The organism is Cupriavidus sp. H18C2, assembly GCF_049393795.1.
Lineage (GTDB): Bacteria > Pseudomonadota > Gammaproteobacteria > Burkholderiales > Burkholderiaceae > Cupriavidus > Cupriavidus pauculus_C.
The window spans coordinates 1,592,169-1,604,437 of sequence record NZ_CP186010.1 but is presented as its reverse complement, the minus strand read 5'-3'; the positions used below and the strand labels follow the sequence as shown (position 1 = coordinate 1,604,437).

The window sequence follows — 12,269 nt, the reverse complement described above, 5'->3', positions numbered from 1 at the left end:
ATCGGTCGGACCGGACAAGCCCCGAGTTTACTACCACCGCCCTGCCCGGCCCGCCGCCGGCCCGGCTTACCTGGCGTGGGGCGCGTACATCGCCATCAACTGGTCGTCGCTGAAGCCCCACTGCTTGGCGTCCTCGAAGGCGATGACCGTGTCGTCGTCGTGCGACAGGTCCAGCACTTCGGGCGGCAGCGGCTTCGAATCGGTCACCGAGTAGAACACCATCACGCGCGGCCGCAGCGGTTCGCCCTCGTTCTGGCCGCAGACCACGGCCAGCCGGCCCGAGCGCAGCCGCAGCACCGTGCCCAGCGGATAGATGCCGATGGTGCGCGTAAACGCCTTGAACACGCGGCGGTCGAACAGCGTGTCGACGCGTACGGCGATGTACTCCATGGCCCGCGCCGGCGACCACGCCTGGTGGTTCGGCCGCGGCGACGTCAGCGAATCGTACGTGTCGCAGATGGCCGCGATCTTGGCGTGGATGCTGATCTCGTGCTCCAGCAGCCCGAACGGGTAGCCCCGGCCGTCCACGCGCTCGTGGTGGTGCACGCAGACGTCGAGCGGGATGTTCGTGTAGAGCCGGGCCTCGTTCAGGATGCGATAGCCGGCCGACGGGTGGCGCCGCATCTGCTCCTCCTCGGCCGGCGACAGGTCGCCCGCCTTGAGCAGCAGCGCGTCGGGCAGCGTCAGCTTGCCGATGTCGTGCACCAGCCCGGCCAGCCCCAGTTCGCGCACCTCGCCGTCGGGCAGCTTCAGGTTGCGGCCCACGGCGATCATCAGCGCGCAGACCGAGAACGCGTGCAGGTAGGAATAGTCGTCCTTGGCCTTGAGCCGGGCCATGGCCAGCAGCGCCTGGGAATGGCGCGACAGCGACGTCGATGCCGAATCCACCAGCAGCAGCGCGCCGTGGGTTTCCAGCGCGCGGCCCATGCGCACGTCGTTGAACAGGTTGCCGATCAGCGCGCGGCCGGTCTTGATCAGCTCGCGCGCCCGTTCCAGCTCATCCTCGAAGCTGGCCTCGGGCGCGTCGTCGCCGGCGTCGGCCTCCATGGTCTCCGGCGTGGCCGGCGTGGGCAGGTTGCGGCCCTTGAGGATGTCGATCCAGACGTCCTGCACGTTGGCCGACTGGATCTGCTCCACCTGCTCGTCGCTGGTGACCAGGAACCGCGACCGCCAGAACGGGTGGTTCATCCACGGCCCGCCCAGCCTTGCCACGAACATGCCAATCTGTAGCTGTTCCGCCTTGATTCTTCTCAGCATGCGCTCGCCCCTATCAAATGGCCCGCGCGGACGCGCCGCGCGCTGCCGATCAAGCGGGGCTCTGGTCAGGCCCCGTCTTGTGATGACACTTCTCGTTGGCCGCCTTTATCGGCAGCCTGCCCGCTTTCTTTAGTTTTTTTCGCATCCCGGCCGATGGCGCGGCGTCCGCCTGCCGCGCGGCCCAGGCCAGCAGCCAGCCCCCCAACCCCAGCGACAAGGCGATCAACCCGGCGCCAGCCACGCGCTGGTCGTCCAGCAGGTAGCTGGCGCAGAGCCGCGCCGGCGCGTCGACGAACAGGATGCCAAAAGTCAGGCCCATCCAGACCAGGTTGCCGCCAAAAAACAACACCAGCGGCCACGGCGCCAGCCGCACGGCCAGCGCGGCGGCCAGCCCGGCCGCGCAGACCGACACGTCGCGCGCCACCCCGAGCGGCCACGCCATCCGCGACAGGTCGATGGCGATCGGCAGCATCCAGACGCCATAGCCGGCCGACGCCGCCACCAGTAGCGCCAGCGCATGGGGCCGCAGCCGCGCCAGCGCGCGGGCCCGGCGCCGGGGCGCCCAGCGGGCCGCCAGCAGGCGCGGCAGCAGGCAGCCCGCCGCGAACAGGCCCGGCAGCAGCGCGAGCATCAGCAGCGCCATCGACGACTCGAACAGGCCGCGCAGCGGCGGCAGCGCGGGCAGCCCCAGCAGCGCCGCCAGCCACCAGCCCGCGCGGATGCGCCTCATCGCGGACCCCGTCGGGCGTGCGCCAGCGCTGATGCATAGGCCGTCTGGAAGTCTTCGAGCGGATAGGTCGCCAGCACCGTGCCGTCGGCGCCGACCACATGCAGGCCGCCGTTGTGCGCAAAGCCGCCCAGGCCGTCCGGGATGGCGATCACGTCGGCATCGGCCAGCAGCCGCGCCATGTCGGCCGGGGCCACGGCCGCCGCCACGCGCCAGCCCGGCGCGCGGGCGTGGTGGGTGCTGGCATAGCCGCGCAGGTCCGGCAGCATGTCGCGCGGATCGAACGACAGCGACACCAGCGCGATGCGGCCGGCCATGCCGACGGCGTCGCGCTGCCGCTGCAGCTGGTCGAACTCGGCGCCCAGCGCCCGGCAGACCGTGGCGCAGCGTGTGTAGATGAAATCGACAAGATAGACGGCCGGCGGCGGATCGTCGGCCGTCGCAGCCTCACGGGCGGCACCGGCAGCACCGGCGCCGCCGAACAGCCGCACGCGCTGGCCGTCGTGCGTGTGGACGTCGATCGGCGGCAAGCGCAGCGTCTGGCGCGCGATACGGGCCGCGCGCCGCTGGTCGAGCGTCCACGCCGACAATCCGTCGGTCAGCCCGTGGATTGCCGCGCCCGCCAGCGCCAGCACGCCGGCCAGCACCGCCCACGGCGGCAACGGCCGGCGCCTAGCCGCCCGGCTTGCCGAGGGCGGCGTCACCATCGTACGGCGCCTGCATGGCGGCGGTGTCGGCGCGGGCGGCGGCCACGGTCGCGGCCGTCACGGGCGGCGCGGCATTGCCCCACTGGCTGCGCACGTGCGTCAGCACGGCGGCGATCTCGGCGTCGCCAAGCTGGTCGGCAAACGCCGGCATGGCGCCCTGGTAGGCCGTGCCCTTGACGGTCAGCTTGCCGGTCACCCCGCGCAGCACGATCCGCGCCGCCGTGGCGTCCGGCCCCGTCACCCATTCCGATCCGGCCAGCGGCGGAAACACGCCCGGCAAACCCTGCCCGCTGGCCTGATGGCAGGCCACGCAACGGCTCTGGAACACGGCGGCGCCATCCACGGCGGCGGACTTCGGCTGGCCGCGCAGGTCGGCCTCGGTGCGGCGGTCGCCGAGTGCCGGCGGCTGGTCGATCGGCGCCGTGGCGATATACCACGCGCCCCACCCCACCAGCACGGCCACCATCGCCAGCACGTAGCGCGGAATCGGCGCGCGGTTCTCGTGCGGGTCGGCGTGCTCGCGGGCGCGGGCGGCCGTGGCGTGGCGGTCATCGCGCGAATCTGTCATGTCAGTCTCCCGCCCTGGCCGCCGCCGGCAGTGCGGCCCCGGTCCGGTTCAGCGATTGCAGGTACGCCACCAGGTCCAGCGCGGCGGCGGTCGGCACCACCACCTTGCCGATGGGCGCATAGCCGGGCGGCAGCGGCACGGCCTTCTCGCCGGCCTCGGGCGCGTCCTTGACGTCGAACAGGTACGGGTAGCTCGGCATGATGCTGCCGCTGACGTACGCGCGCGGCTGGTACAGATGACCCAGGTGCCAGTCCGCGCTGGGCTGGCGCACGCCGATATTGAGCAGGTCCGGCCCGGTGCGCATGGTGCCCAGCAGGTGCGGCTTGTCGTAGTAGTAGTCGCCGGCCACGGCAGCCCGGCCCCAGCCCCGCCTGGCGTCCGGGGCAAAGCTGCTGTCGCGCGGCTGCTGGGAATGGCAGTAGATGCAGCCGTTGGCGATGTAGACCTCGCGCCCGCGCAGCTGCGCGGCCGTATAGGGCTTGACGCCCTCGGTGGGCTTCACGTCATGCAGTTGCAGGTAAGGCAGCACCACCAGGGCGCTGGTCGCCAGCGCCAGCATCGTCATGCCGCCGGCCAGCAATACGCTTTCGTTGTTCATCGCTCAGACTCCCTGCGCCGGGGCTCGGCGCGGGTGGAACAGCGCCGGACGGTCGCGGTTGGGCCCCAGGCCCACGATCACGCAGACGAAATTGGCGGCAAAGCAGAGATGGCTGGTCAGCATCATCAGGCCGCCCAGCGAGCGCGCCTTCAGGTACGGCACGGTCAGCAGCACCGAATCCATGAACGGCCGCGCGGCGTCCAGCATCGCCAGCCCCTGCAGCCAGCCGCCGATGGTCAGGCTGACGAAATAGACGCCGATGCCGCCCACGGCCAGCCAGAAGTGGCTGTAGATCAACCAGCGGTACGGCCATTCCCGGCCCGTGATGCGCGGCACGATGAAATAGATGGCGCCAAAGAACGCGAAGCTGACGAACGCGTAGAGCCCCAGGTGGGCGTGCGCCACGGTGTAGTGCGTGAAGTGGGCCACGCGGTTGACCCCGCGCAGCGCCTCGAACGATCCCTGGATCGAGCTCAGCGTGTACATCATCCCGCCGAAGGTGACAAAGCGCAGCGTCGGCGAATCCACCAGCCGGCGGAAGTTGCCGCGCAGCGTCTGGTGCTGGTTGATCGAGAACGCGATGACCGGGATCAGCATCATCATGCTCTGCACCACCGACAGCGTGATCAGCCAGCCCGGCACCGGCCCGCCCACCAGGTGATGCCCGCCCACCTGGCCGTAGAAGAACGCCAGCGCCCAGAACCCCAGCAGCGACAGGCCGTACGACTTCACCGGCTGGCCGATGACCTTGGGCAGGAAGTAGTAGATCGACGCCAGCGCCAGCGGCGTGTAGAACAGCCCCAGCACGTTATGGCCGAACCACCAGTTCATCGTGGCCTGCTCCACGCCGAAATGGAGTCCGGGGAAGTTGGCCACCAGGAACAGCACCGGGAACCAGAACAGCGCGCAGCCCATGTACCAGACCGACACGTAGAGGTGATCCACCTTGCGGTTCAGCAGCGTCAGCACCAGCGGAAAGCCGACGAACGCGCCGCCGGCCACGAACAGGATGTCTACCTGCCACGGGATCTCCAGCCATTCGAGCCCGTCCGAGATGCCCGCCGCGATGCTGCCCACGCCCGCGATCAGCCCGGCGTTCCACAGCGCCGCGCCCAGCACGGCCCAGCGCGCGCCCACCAGTTCGGTGCGCAGCAGACGCGGCAGCAGGAACATGGCGATACCCAGCCCGGCCATCGGCGCCCAGCCGTAGGCCACGGCATTGAGGTGGATCGTGCGGATGCGGCCGAACGTCAGCCACGGCACCGACGCCCACAGGTCGGGCGCATGGAGCTTGACCGATGCCGTGAGCCCGGCCGCCGACGCCACCACCAGCCACACCATCGCGCAGCACAGGAACAGGAAGACCACCGGCGCCGACGACCGGTCGGCCGCCTCGCGCGAGGGGTCGGGCAGCCCGGCGCGGGCAGCGCCGGGGTCTTCGGGATGGCCGGTTTCGGCATCGCCGAAGATGACCCGCGCGGCGGCCGGCGAGGTATCGAAGAAGCCTTTCTGCATGCTCCAGATAAACGCCCCGAGGGCGAAGACGGAGAGCAGGAACGCTGACAACAGGATGGCAACGGTGTTCATGGCAGGCTCGCGGGCGCGGGCGGACATCGGGGGCGGAACAGGTCAGGCACGGGTCGCGCCGGGCGACCTCCTGAAAAGTTGCATCGAAGATACCGATTCAGCCAGGCCGGGCCAATCATCCTTAGGTGCTACTGCGGCCGCGGCCGCCGCCGACTAGAATTCGCGGCCCCTGCCACGTCCAGGCACTTTGTTGGGCACCCCGCAGACACGCGCCCGCCCGTGGCGCGACACTGTCGGCGCCGCCCCGTCCTGCGCAGAAAAGCCTTGAAAATGGCGGCCACTTGCCGTTATCTGTTGTCGACCACCGCCATTGCGTCTTTCCCGCTTGATGCATACCCACTACGACAACCTCAAGGTTTCCCGCGACGCGCCGCCCGAAGTCATCCGGGCCGCCTACAAGTCCTTGAGCCAGAAATACCATCCCGACCGTCACGCCGACGGCGAGGAAGCCAACCGCATCATGCGGCTGCTGAACGCCGCCTACGACGTGCTGCGCGACCCCGACAAGCGCGCCGAGCACGACCAGTGGATCGCCGCCGAGGAAAAGCGCGAGGCCGAGCAGCAGTTGCGCCGCGCGCAGGCCCAGCGCACCGCCGCCGCCCAGCGGCAGGCGGCCCAGCGCCAGCAGGCGGCCCGGCAGGCCGCGCGGCCCGCGCAGGCGGGCGGCGGCAACGCCGGCCAGGCCCGCCCAGGGCCGGAGGACAGCCAGCAGGACGCGCCGTTCCGCGCGCGCAAGGCGTCGCGTCCGCGCGCCGAGCGTCCGGCCCGCAACCGTCCCGCCGATGGCCCGGCCGCGCCGCTGCCGAAGTACGGGTCGTTCGCGCTGTACGCGGCCATCGGCGCGATCATCCTGATCCTGCTGGGCGACTGGTCCGGCAGCGGACAGGCGTCGGCCAGCGACGGCACCCGTGCGGCGCAGCCGGCCAGCACGGTGCAGACGCTGGCCAAGGCGCTCACGCCGGGCACGGCGCCGGGCGCGTCCGATCGCCGCTACACGCGGCCGTCGATGACGCCGCGCGGCATGCCGTGGCCCGACCACTCGGGCTACCTGCCGGGCTATCCGGTACTCAATGGAAATGGACTGTCGACGCTGACGGTCGACAACTCGGGCAGCGCGTCCGACGTCCTGCTGAAGCTGGTGGCCGTCGACGGCAACGCGCCACTGCCCGTGCGCACGAGCTTCGTGCGGGGCGGGTCGTCGTTCACGATGGAAAACATCTCGCCGGGCGCCTACGACCTGCGCTACCAGAGCCTGGATTCGGGCGAGATCTTCCGCTCCGAGCGCTTCGACCTGAGCGAGATCCGCGAGGCCCGCGGCACCAGCGCCAATCGCAACGTTTTCAAGCTGTACGCGGTGCCGGGCGGCACCTCGCGCTCGGTGGCGATCTCCGAGCGGGAATTTCCCTGACGCGCCACGGCGTCAGGGCATGGCCGGCGCGGTCGGCGCGGTCGGCACGATCGGCCACCGGCGGCTGGATCAATACGCCTTGGGTTGCGGCTGGCCGTTGGGCGGCACGTAGGGCTTCGGCTTGGGTGCCGCCGGCGGCACATTGCCGTAGAGCTTCTGCCAGCGCGACTTCAGGCCGTCGGCAATTTCCTTCTGGTTGTACTGCTCGGCAAAGTCGATCACCGTCATGCCCTGCTGGTTCTTCAGGCGCAGGTCCGCGCCCTCGTCCAGCAGCAGCTTGACCGTGTCGATATGGCCGCCGCGCGCCGCCATCATCAGCGGCGTGGTGCCATTCGGGCTTTCGGCGTCGATATAGGCCGCATGGTCCACGAGGTACTTGACCACGTCGTTGTGGCCGTTGGTCGCGGCGTAGTGCAGCGGCGCCCAGCCCTTCTTGTTGACCTCGGCTTCCTCGCCGTCGACCATCAGCTTGATCATGTCCAGCTCGCCGTTGAGCGCCGCCATCATCAGCGCGTTCTCGCCAGCCGGGTTGGTCTTGTCGAAGTCGATGTTCTTGGCCTTGATCAGCGCCGTGGCCGCTTTCTTCGATTTCTCGCGCAGCGCCACCACCAGCATCGGGTTGCCGCGGTTGTCCACGAGGTTCGGGTCCACGCCCTTGGCCAGCAGCTTCTGCACCGTGTTGCCGTCGTCGAATTCCACGGCCTTGCGCATGTCGTCGGCCGGGGCGGCCTGCACCAGCGCGCAGCCCGACATCGCCGTCAAACCCACCAGCGCCATGGCCGACGCCAGGCGTCGAATCTTCAGATCAAGCATGAGCATTCCTGTCTATGTGCTTGAAAAGGCGGAAGAAATTTTCCGTGGTCTGTTCCGCCACCTTTTCCACCGGCTCGCCGCGCAGCTGGGCGATGAACTCGCCCACATGGCGCACCCAGGCCGGTTCGTTGGTCTTGCCGCGGTATGGCACGGGGGCCAGGTACGGCGAATCGGTCTCGATCAGCATCCGGTCCAGCGGCACCTTCTTCGCCGTTTCCTGCAGGTCGGCGGCGCTCTTGAACGTGACGATGCCCGAGAACGAGATATGGAAGCCCTCGTCCAGCGCCTGCTTCGCAATGTCCCAGGTCTCGGTGAAGCAGTGCATCACGCCGCCGGCCTCGCGGGCGTTTTCCTCGCGCATCAGCCGGATCGTGTCGTCGGCCGACGAGCGGGTATGGATGATCAGCGGCTTGCCGGTCTGGCGCGCGGCGCGGATATGGGTGCGAAACCGCTCGCGCTGCCATTCCATGTCGGCGATGCTGCGGCCGTTGAGCCGGTAGTAGTCCAGCCCGGTCTCGCCGGTGCCCACCACGCGCGGGTGGGCGGACAGGGTCACCAGCCGTTCCAGCGTCGGCTCCTCGGCGTCTTCCTCGTAATCGGGATGCACGCCCACCGACGCGTAGAGATTGGGATGCTGCTCGGCCAGCGCGAGCACGCGCGGGAAATCCTCCAGCGTCACCGAGATGCACAGCGCGTGCGTGACCTGGTTGGTCTTCATGTTTTCCAGCAACTGGGGCAGGCGCTGCGCCAGCTCGGGAAAATCGATATGGCAATGGGAATCGACAAACATGGTGCTGCCCGTATCAGTCGAGCCGGCGGCCCAGGATTACCAGGTCGCGCTCCACGCCGTCGAGCACGGCCACGCGCGGCAGGTCGCCCCAGCGCGAGAAGCCGTGGCGCTCGAACAGCGCCAGGCTCGGCGCGTTATGGCCAAAGATAAAGCCCAGCAGCGTGTTCACGCCCACCTTGGGCGCATGCGAGATGGCCTCGTCGAGCAGCAGCCGGCCCAGGCCCTGGCCGCGGAAATCCTCGTGGAGATAGATCGAGATCTCGGCCGTGGCGCCGTAGGCGGGCCGGCCGTAGAAGTCCGAATAGCTGACCCAGCCGGCCATGCGGCCATCGGCGGCCTCGCAGACCCAGAGCGGACGGCGCGCGGGCTGGTGCGCATCGAACCACGCCTCGCGCGACGCCACGCTGACCGGCTCGGTATCGGCCGTGACCATGCGCGACGCCACGGTGCTGTTGTAGATGTCGACGATGCCGGGCAGGTCGTCGCGCGTCGCCAGACGCAGCGTAAAACCAGATTTACTCATAAATACAATAACTTGCGAAGCAAACTTCGCCTTTCACATCAGGTTAGAGGGTCTGCGTGGGGCGCCCCGATTCGATGGCCTTGCCCAGCAGTTCCTCGACCGCGCGCCGCAGCACGCGGCCGTTTTCGTCGTCCGGCAGATGCACGCCCACGCCGGGCGTCTTCATCGGCGTGCCGGCCGGGGTGATCCATGCCACGGTGCCCTGCACCTGGTACTTCTGGGGCCGGTCCAGCAGCGACAGCACCAGGAAGACCTGCTCGCCCAGCCGGAACGGCCGGTTCGACGGCACGAAGATGCCGCCGCGCGCCAGAAACGGCATGTACGCGGCGTACAGCCCCGCCTGGTCCTTGATCGACAGCGACAACACGTTGGGCCGCTGCGGCGCGCCGCTTGCGGGCCCCGTGGCCGGATTGCCGGGCATCGCCCCCGCTGCGCGCGGCGGCGTCGTGACTGGTGCATTCATGTTCGACCCCTGACTGCTGCCGGCTTGTGCCGGCTATTGGATTTAGGAAACACGTGGCTCGACTTTTACCACGTGTGCCCATCGATGCCTATGCTTTTGTACCGGTCAGCGGAACAACTGGCGGTAGTCCAGAAAGACCGATTCCATGACCAGCCGCGCCGCCAGCGGATGGCTCTCGCTGCGCCGGTGATTGACCAGCCGCGCCGCGAACGCCTGCAGCCGGTGCGCGTCGGTGGCGCCGGCGCAACGGGCCAGCGCCGCCTGTTCCTTCGGGAAGTAGCGCACCGCGCCCGTGCCGACGCACAGCGCCAGCAGGTCGTACGTCCAGCGCTGCAACACGCCCAGCACGGCCGGCACCGGCAGCTTCTGGAGCTGGTCGGCCGCCGCCAGCGCATCAAACGCCGCGCCGGCGCCAAGCTGGCTCACCAGCCAGCGTTGCAGCGGCTGCTCCTCGGCCTCGGCGGCGTGCAGCGCGGTCAGCGGCGCCCCGCCGGCCACGGCCAATTGGGCCTCGACGTCGGCCACGCCCTGGCTGCGCAGCCAGTCCAGCGCCGCCGCCAGGGTCGGGCGCGTCACCGAGAACTGGCGGCAGCGCGACAGGATAGTCGGCAGCACGCGGTCGATACGGTCGGTCACGAGCAGGAAGACCGTCGACGGCGGCGGCTCCTCCAGCGTCTTGAGCAGCGCGTTGGCGCCCTCGGTCTGCAGCGCATCGAGCGGATAGACCACCACCACGCGCAGCCCGGCCCGGTGCGTGCCAACGCCCACCGCCTCGATCAGCCCGCGCACCTGCTCCATGCGGATGATCTTGCTGGGCGCCTTCTTCTTGCTGCCACCCGCCTCGGCATCGCCCTCGGCCGCGTCGCCGGCTTCCAGCGCCTCCGGCCGCACCACGGTGAAATCGGGATGGTTGCCCTGGCTGAACCAGTGGCAGGCGCTGCACCGGTCGCACGGCTGGCCGTCCGCCAGCGGCGTCTCGCACAACAGCCCCTGCGCAAAGTGCAGGGCGAGGTCGCGCTTGCCGATGCCTTGCTGGCCATGCAGCAGCAACGCGTGGGGCAGCCGCTCGCGCAGCGCCGCCAGCCGTTGCCAGTCGTCTTGTTGCCAGGGATAGAGCATGCAGATCAATCGGTTAGCGCGTGGTGCTCATGTATTGTCGGAGGCGTCCGCGGACACATCATCACGCGCATATATCGTAGGAATATCAGAGGCTTGCGAGGATTTCTTCAAGCGTCACGCGAATCTCGTCGATCGAGCGCGTGGCATCGATCACGCGAAAGCGCTGCGGCGACTCGGCGGCCCGGCGCAGGTACTCGGCGCGGGTGCGCTCGAAAAACGCGCGCGACTCGGCTTCGAACTTGTCCGGCTCCCGCGCGTTCGCCAGCCGGGCGGCGGCCGTTTCCAGCGGTACGTCGAACAGCAGCGTCAGGTCCGGCTGCAGGCCGCCCTGCACCCACTGCTCCAGCACCTCCAGCCGCGCGCGAGGCAAGCCGCGCCCACCGCCCTGGTAGGCAAACGTGGCGTCGGTGAAGCGGTCGGAAATCACCCAGTCGCCCCGGGCCAGCGCCGGTTCGATCACTTCGGCGATATGCTCGCGGCGCGCCGCGAACATCAGCAGCGCCTCGGTCTCCAGGTCCATCTGGCGATGGAGCAGCAGGCGGCGCAGGTCCTCGCCCAGCGGCGTGCCACCGGGTTCGCGCGTGGTGACGACGGTGGCGCGTTCGCGCAGGCGGCCGGCCACCCATTCGACATGGGTACTCTTGCCGGCGCCGTCGATGCCTTCGAAAGTGATGAATCTGCCGCGCATGGAATCAGGGTTTTCCGCGCTGGTACTTGTCGACCGCGCGGTTGTGTTCAGGGAGAGAGCTGGAAAAGTGGCTGCTGCCGTCGCCACGGGCCACGAAGTACAGCGCATCGGTGGGCGCCGGCGTGGTGGCCGCGGCCAGCGAGGCCAGGCCCGGCAGCGCGATGGGCGTCGGCGGCAGGCCCGTCCGGGTGTACGTATTGTACGGGGTGTCGGCCTGCAGATCGCGCTTGCGCAGGTTGCCGTCAAAGGTCGGCCCCACGCCATAGATCACGGTCGGATCGGTCTGCAGCATCATGTTCTTGCGCAGCCGGTTGACGAACACGGCGGCGATCATCGGCCGCTCGCCGGCCTGCCCGGTTTCCTTCTCGACAATCGACGCCATGATCAGCGCCTCATACGGCTTCTTGTACGGCAGGTCCGGCGCGCGGGCGTTCCAGGCGTCGTTCAGGCGCTTCTGCATGGCCCGGTAGGCGTGCTTGTAGAGGTCGATGTCGCTGCTGCCGCGCGCGAACAGGTAGGTATCGGGAAAGAACAGCCCTTCGGGTGACGTTTCCGCCGCCCCGATGGCCTGCATCAGCTCGGCGTCGGTCATGCCCCTGGTGTCGTGCCGGAGCGCCGGGCTGGCATCCACGGCCGCGCGCATCTTGCGGAATTCCCAGCCCTCGATCACGGTGACCACGTAGTGCGACACCTCGCCCCGGGCCAGTTTCTCGATCACGTCCAGCGGCGTCACGCCGGTTTCGAACTGGTAGCCGCCCGCCTTCAGGTCGGCGCCATGCCGGGTCACGCGGGCCAGCAACTGGAACAGGCGCGGGTCCATGGGCACCCCGCCGCGCTGGATCTGCCGGCCGACGCTGGCCACGCCGGAGTTCGGCTTGACGATGACCTCGACGGGCGACGCGGACAGCGTGAGCGGCTGATGGGCCCACCAGGCAAAGCCGCCGGCAGCGGCGACGGCAAAGACCACCAGCGCCCCGACCAGGCGCGAGAACAGACGTTTCATGAAAGTGAGGATAGGGCC

14 protein-coding genes are annotated in these 12,269 nt (G+C 69.3%); 1 reads left to right on the top strand and 13 read right to left on the bottom strand.

The window, feature by feature from the left end; all coding sequences use genetic code 11:
* Nucleotides 1-66: 66 nt before the first annotated feature.
* The 6 genes from EPAKOI_RS07390 to EPAKOI_RS07365 are packed head-to-tail and all read right to left on the bottom strand — an operon-like array spanning nucleotide 67 to nucleotide 5,444.
* Nucleotides 67-1,257: an HD-GYP domain-containing protein gene (locus EPAKOI_RS07390; protein WP_313840178.1), complete on the bottom strand. Its 1,191-nt coding sequence runs from the start codon at nucleotides 1,255-1,257 to the stop codon at nucleotides 67-69.
* A 49-nt stretch (nucleotides 1,258-1,306) separates the two neighbouring features.
* The gene (locus EPAKOI_RS07385) at nucleotides 1,307-1,987 is read right to left on the bottom strand and encodes a hypothetical protein (protein ID WP_423193396.1); all 681 of its coding nucleotides are present in this window, start codon (nucleotides 1,985-1,987) and stop codon (nucleotides 1,307-1,309) included.
* Nucleotides 1,984-2,646 (bottom strand): SCO family protein, encoded by a 663-nt coding sequence (locus EPAKOI_RS07380; RefSeq protein WP_423193395.1) that lies wholly within the window; start codon nucleotides 2,644-2,646, stop codon nucleotides 1,984-1,986. The genes EPAKOI_RS07385 and EPAKOI_RS07380 overlap by 4 nt, the downstream gene beginning before the upstream one ends.
* Nucleotides 2,647-2,656: 10 nt before the next feature.
* Nucleotides 2,657-3,259, bottom strand: a complete 603-nt coding sequence (locus EPAKOI_RS07375) for a c-type cytochrome (RefSeq protein WP_124684321.1) — start codon at nucleotides 3,257-3,259, stop codon at nucleotides 2,657-2,659.
* A 1-nt stretch (nucleotide 3,260) separates the two neighbouring features.
* Nucleotides 3,261-3,857: a cbb3-type cytochrome c oxidase subunit II gene (locus tag EPAKOI_RS07370; RefSeq protein ID WP_423193394.1), complete on the bottom strand. Its 597-nt coding sequence runs from the start codon at nucleotides 3,855-3,857 to the stop codon at nucleotides 3,261-3,263.
* A gap of 3 nt (nucleotides 3,858-3,860) precedes the next feature.
* Nucleotides 3,861-5,444 (bottom strand): cbb3-type cytochrome c oxidase subunit I, encoded by a 1,584-nt coding sequence (locus EPAKOI_RS07365; RefSeq protein WP_423193393.1) that lies wholly within the window; start codon nucleotides 5,442-5,444, stop codon nucleotides 3,861-3,863.
* Nucleotides 5,445-5,772: 328 nt separating this feature from the next.
* On the opposite strand from EPAKOI_RS07365, the gene EPAKOI_RS07360 reads away from it, so the two are divergent.
* The gene (locus tag EPAKOI_RS07360) at nucleotides 5,773-6,852 is read left to right on the top strand and encodes a DnaJ domain-containing protein (RefSeq protein WP_423193392.1); all 1,080 of its coding nucleotides are present in this window, start codon (nucleotides 5,773-5,775) and stop codon (nucleotides 6,850-6,852) included.
* A 69-nt stretch (nucleotides 6,853-6,921) separates the two neighbouring features.
* Here EPAKOI_RS07360 and EPAKOI_RS07355 read toward each other — a convergent pair whose 3' ends face one another.
* The 7 genes from EPAKOI_RS07355 to mltG form a co-directional block, all read right to left on the bottom strand.
* Nucleotides 6,922-7,665 (bottom strand): ankyrin repeat domain-containing protein, encoded by a 744-nt coding sequence (locus tag EPAKOI_RS07355; RefSeq protein WP_124684324.1) that lies wholly within the window; start codon nucleotides 7,663-7,665, stop codon nucleotides 6,922-6,924.
* Nucleotides 7,658-8,455 carry a TatD family hydrolase gene (locus EPAKOI_RS07350; protein ID WP_313840184.1) on the bottom strand — a complete coding sequence of 266 codons (798 nt, stop codon included), beginning with the start codon at nucleotides 8,453-8,455 and terminating at the stop codon, nucleotides 7,658-7,660. Before EPAKOI_RS07350 ends, EPAKOI_RS07355 begins: the two co-directional genes overlap by 8 nt.
* Nucleotides 8,456-8,468: 13 nt before the next feature.
* Nucleotides 8,469-8,978, bottom strand: coding sequence for a GNAT family N-acetyltransferase (locus EPAKOI_RS07345; RefSeq protein ID WP_423193391.1), 510 nt, complete (start codon nucleotides 8,976-8,978; stop codon nucleotides 8,469-8,471).
* Nucleotides 8,979-9,021: 43 nt separating this feature from the next.
* Entirely contained in the window at nucleotides 9,022-9,441 is a 420-nt protein-coding gene (locus EPAKOI_RS07340) for a PilZ domain-containing protein (protein WP_409559085.1), read from the bottom strand.
* Nucleotides 9,442-9,546: 105 nt separating this feature from the next.
* Entirely contained in the window at nucleotides 9,547-10,560 is a 1,014-nt protein-coding gene (locus tag EPAKOI_RS07335; RefSeq protein ID WP_423193390.1) for a DNA polymerase III subunit delta', read from the bottom strand.
* An 85-nt stretch (nucleotides 10,561-10,645) separates the two neighbouring features.
* A complete protein-coding gene (gene tmk, locus EPAKOI_RS07330; RefSeq protein ID WP_423193389.1) occupies nucleotides 10,646-11,248 on the bottom strand; it encodes a dTMP kinase in 603 nt (200 codons plus the stop codon).
* Between the two features lie 4 nt (nucleotides 11,249-11,252).
* Nucleotides 11,253-12,251 (bottom strand): endolytic transglycosylase MltG, encoded by a 999-nt coding sequence (gene mltG / locus EPAKOI_RS07325; RefSeq protein WP_423193388.1) that lies wholly within the window; start codon nucleotides 12,249-12,251, stop codon nucleotides 11,253-11,255.
* Nucleotides 12,252-12,269: the final 18 nt, after the last annotated feature.

Coding starts and splice junctions, on each gene's coding strand:
- EPAKOI_RS07350 (WP_313840184.1), bottom strand. CDS start 8,455: ATGTTTGTCGATTCCCATTGCCATATCGATTTTCCCGAGCTGGCGCAG.
- EPAKOI_RS07335 (WP_423193390.1), bottom strand. CDS start 10,560: ATGCTCTATCCCTGGCAACAAGACGACTGGCAACGGCTGGCGGCGCTG.
- mltG (WP_423193388.1), bottom strand. CDS start 12,251: ATGAAACGTCTGTTCTCGCGCCTGGTCGGGGCGCTGGTGGTCTTTGCC.
- EPAKOI_RS07345 (WP_423193391.1), bottom strand. CDS start 8,978: ATGAGTAAATCTGGTTTTACGCTGCGTCTGGCGACGCGCGACGACCTG.
- EPAKOI_RS07370 (WP_423193394.1), bottom strand. CDS start 3,857: ATGAACAACGAAAGCGTATTGCTGGCCGGCGGCATGACGATGCTGGCG.
- EPAKOI_RS07390 (WP_313840178.1), bottom strand. CDS start 1,257: ATGCTGAGAAGAATCAAGGCGGAACAGCTACAGATTGGCATGTTCGTG.
- EPAKOI_RS07375 (WP_124684321.1), bottom strand. CDS start 3,259: ATGACAGATTCGCGCGATGACCGCCACGCCACGGCCGCCCGCGCCCGC.
- EPAKOI_RS07360 (WP_423193392.1), top strand. CDS start 5,773: ATGCATACCCACTACGACAACCTCAAGGTTTCCCGCGACGCGCCGCCC.
- EPAKOI_RS07355 (WP_124684324.1), bottom strand. CDS start 7,665: ATGCTTGATCTGAAGATTCGACGCCTGGCGTCGGCCATGGCGCTGGTG.
- EPAKOI_RS07340 (WP_409559085.1), bottom strand. CDS start 9,441: ATGAATGCACCAGTCACGACGCCGCCGCGCGCAGCGGGGGCGATGCCC.
- EPAKOI_RS07365 (WP_423193393.1), bottom strand. CDS start 5,444: ATGAACACCGTTGCCATCCTGTTGTCAGCGTTCCTGCTCTCCGTCTTC.
- EPAKOI_RS07385 (WP_423193396.1), bottom strand. CDS start 1,987: ATGAGGCGCATCCGCGCGGGCTGGTGGCTGGCGGCGCTGCTGGGGCTG.
- tmk (WP_423193389.1), bottom strand. CDS start 11,248: ATGCGCGGCAGATTCATCACTTTCGAAGGCATCGACGGCGCCGGCAAG.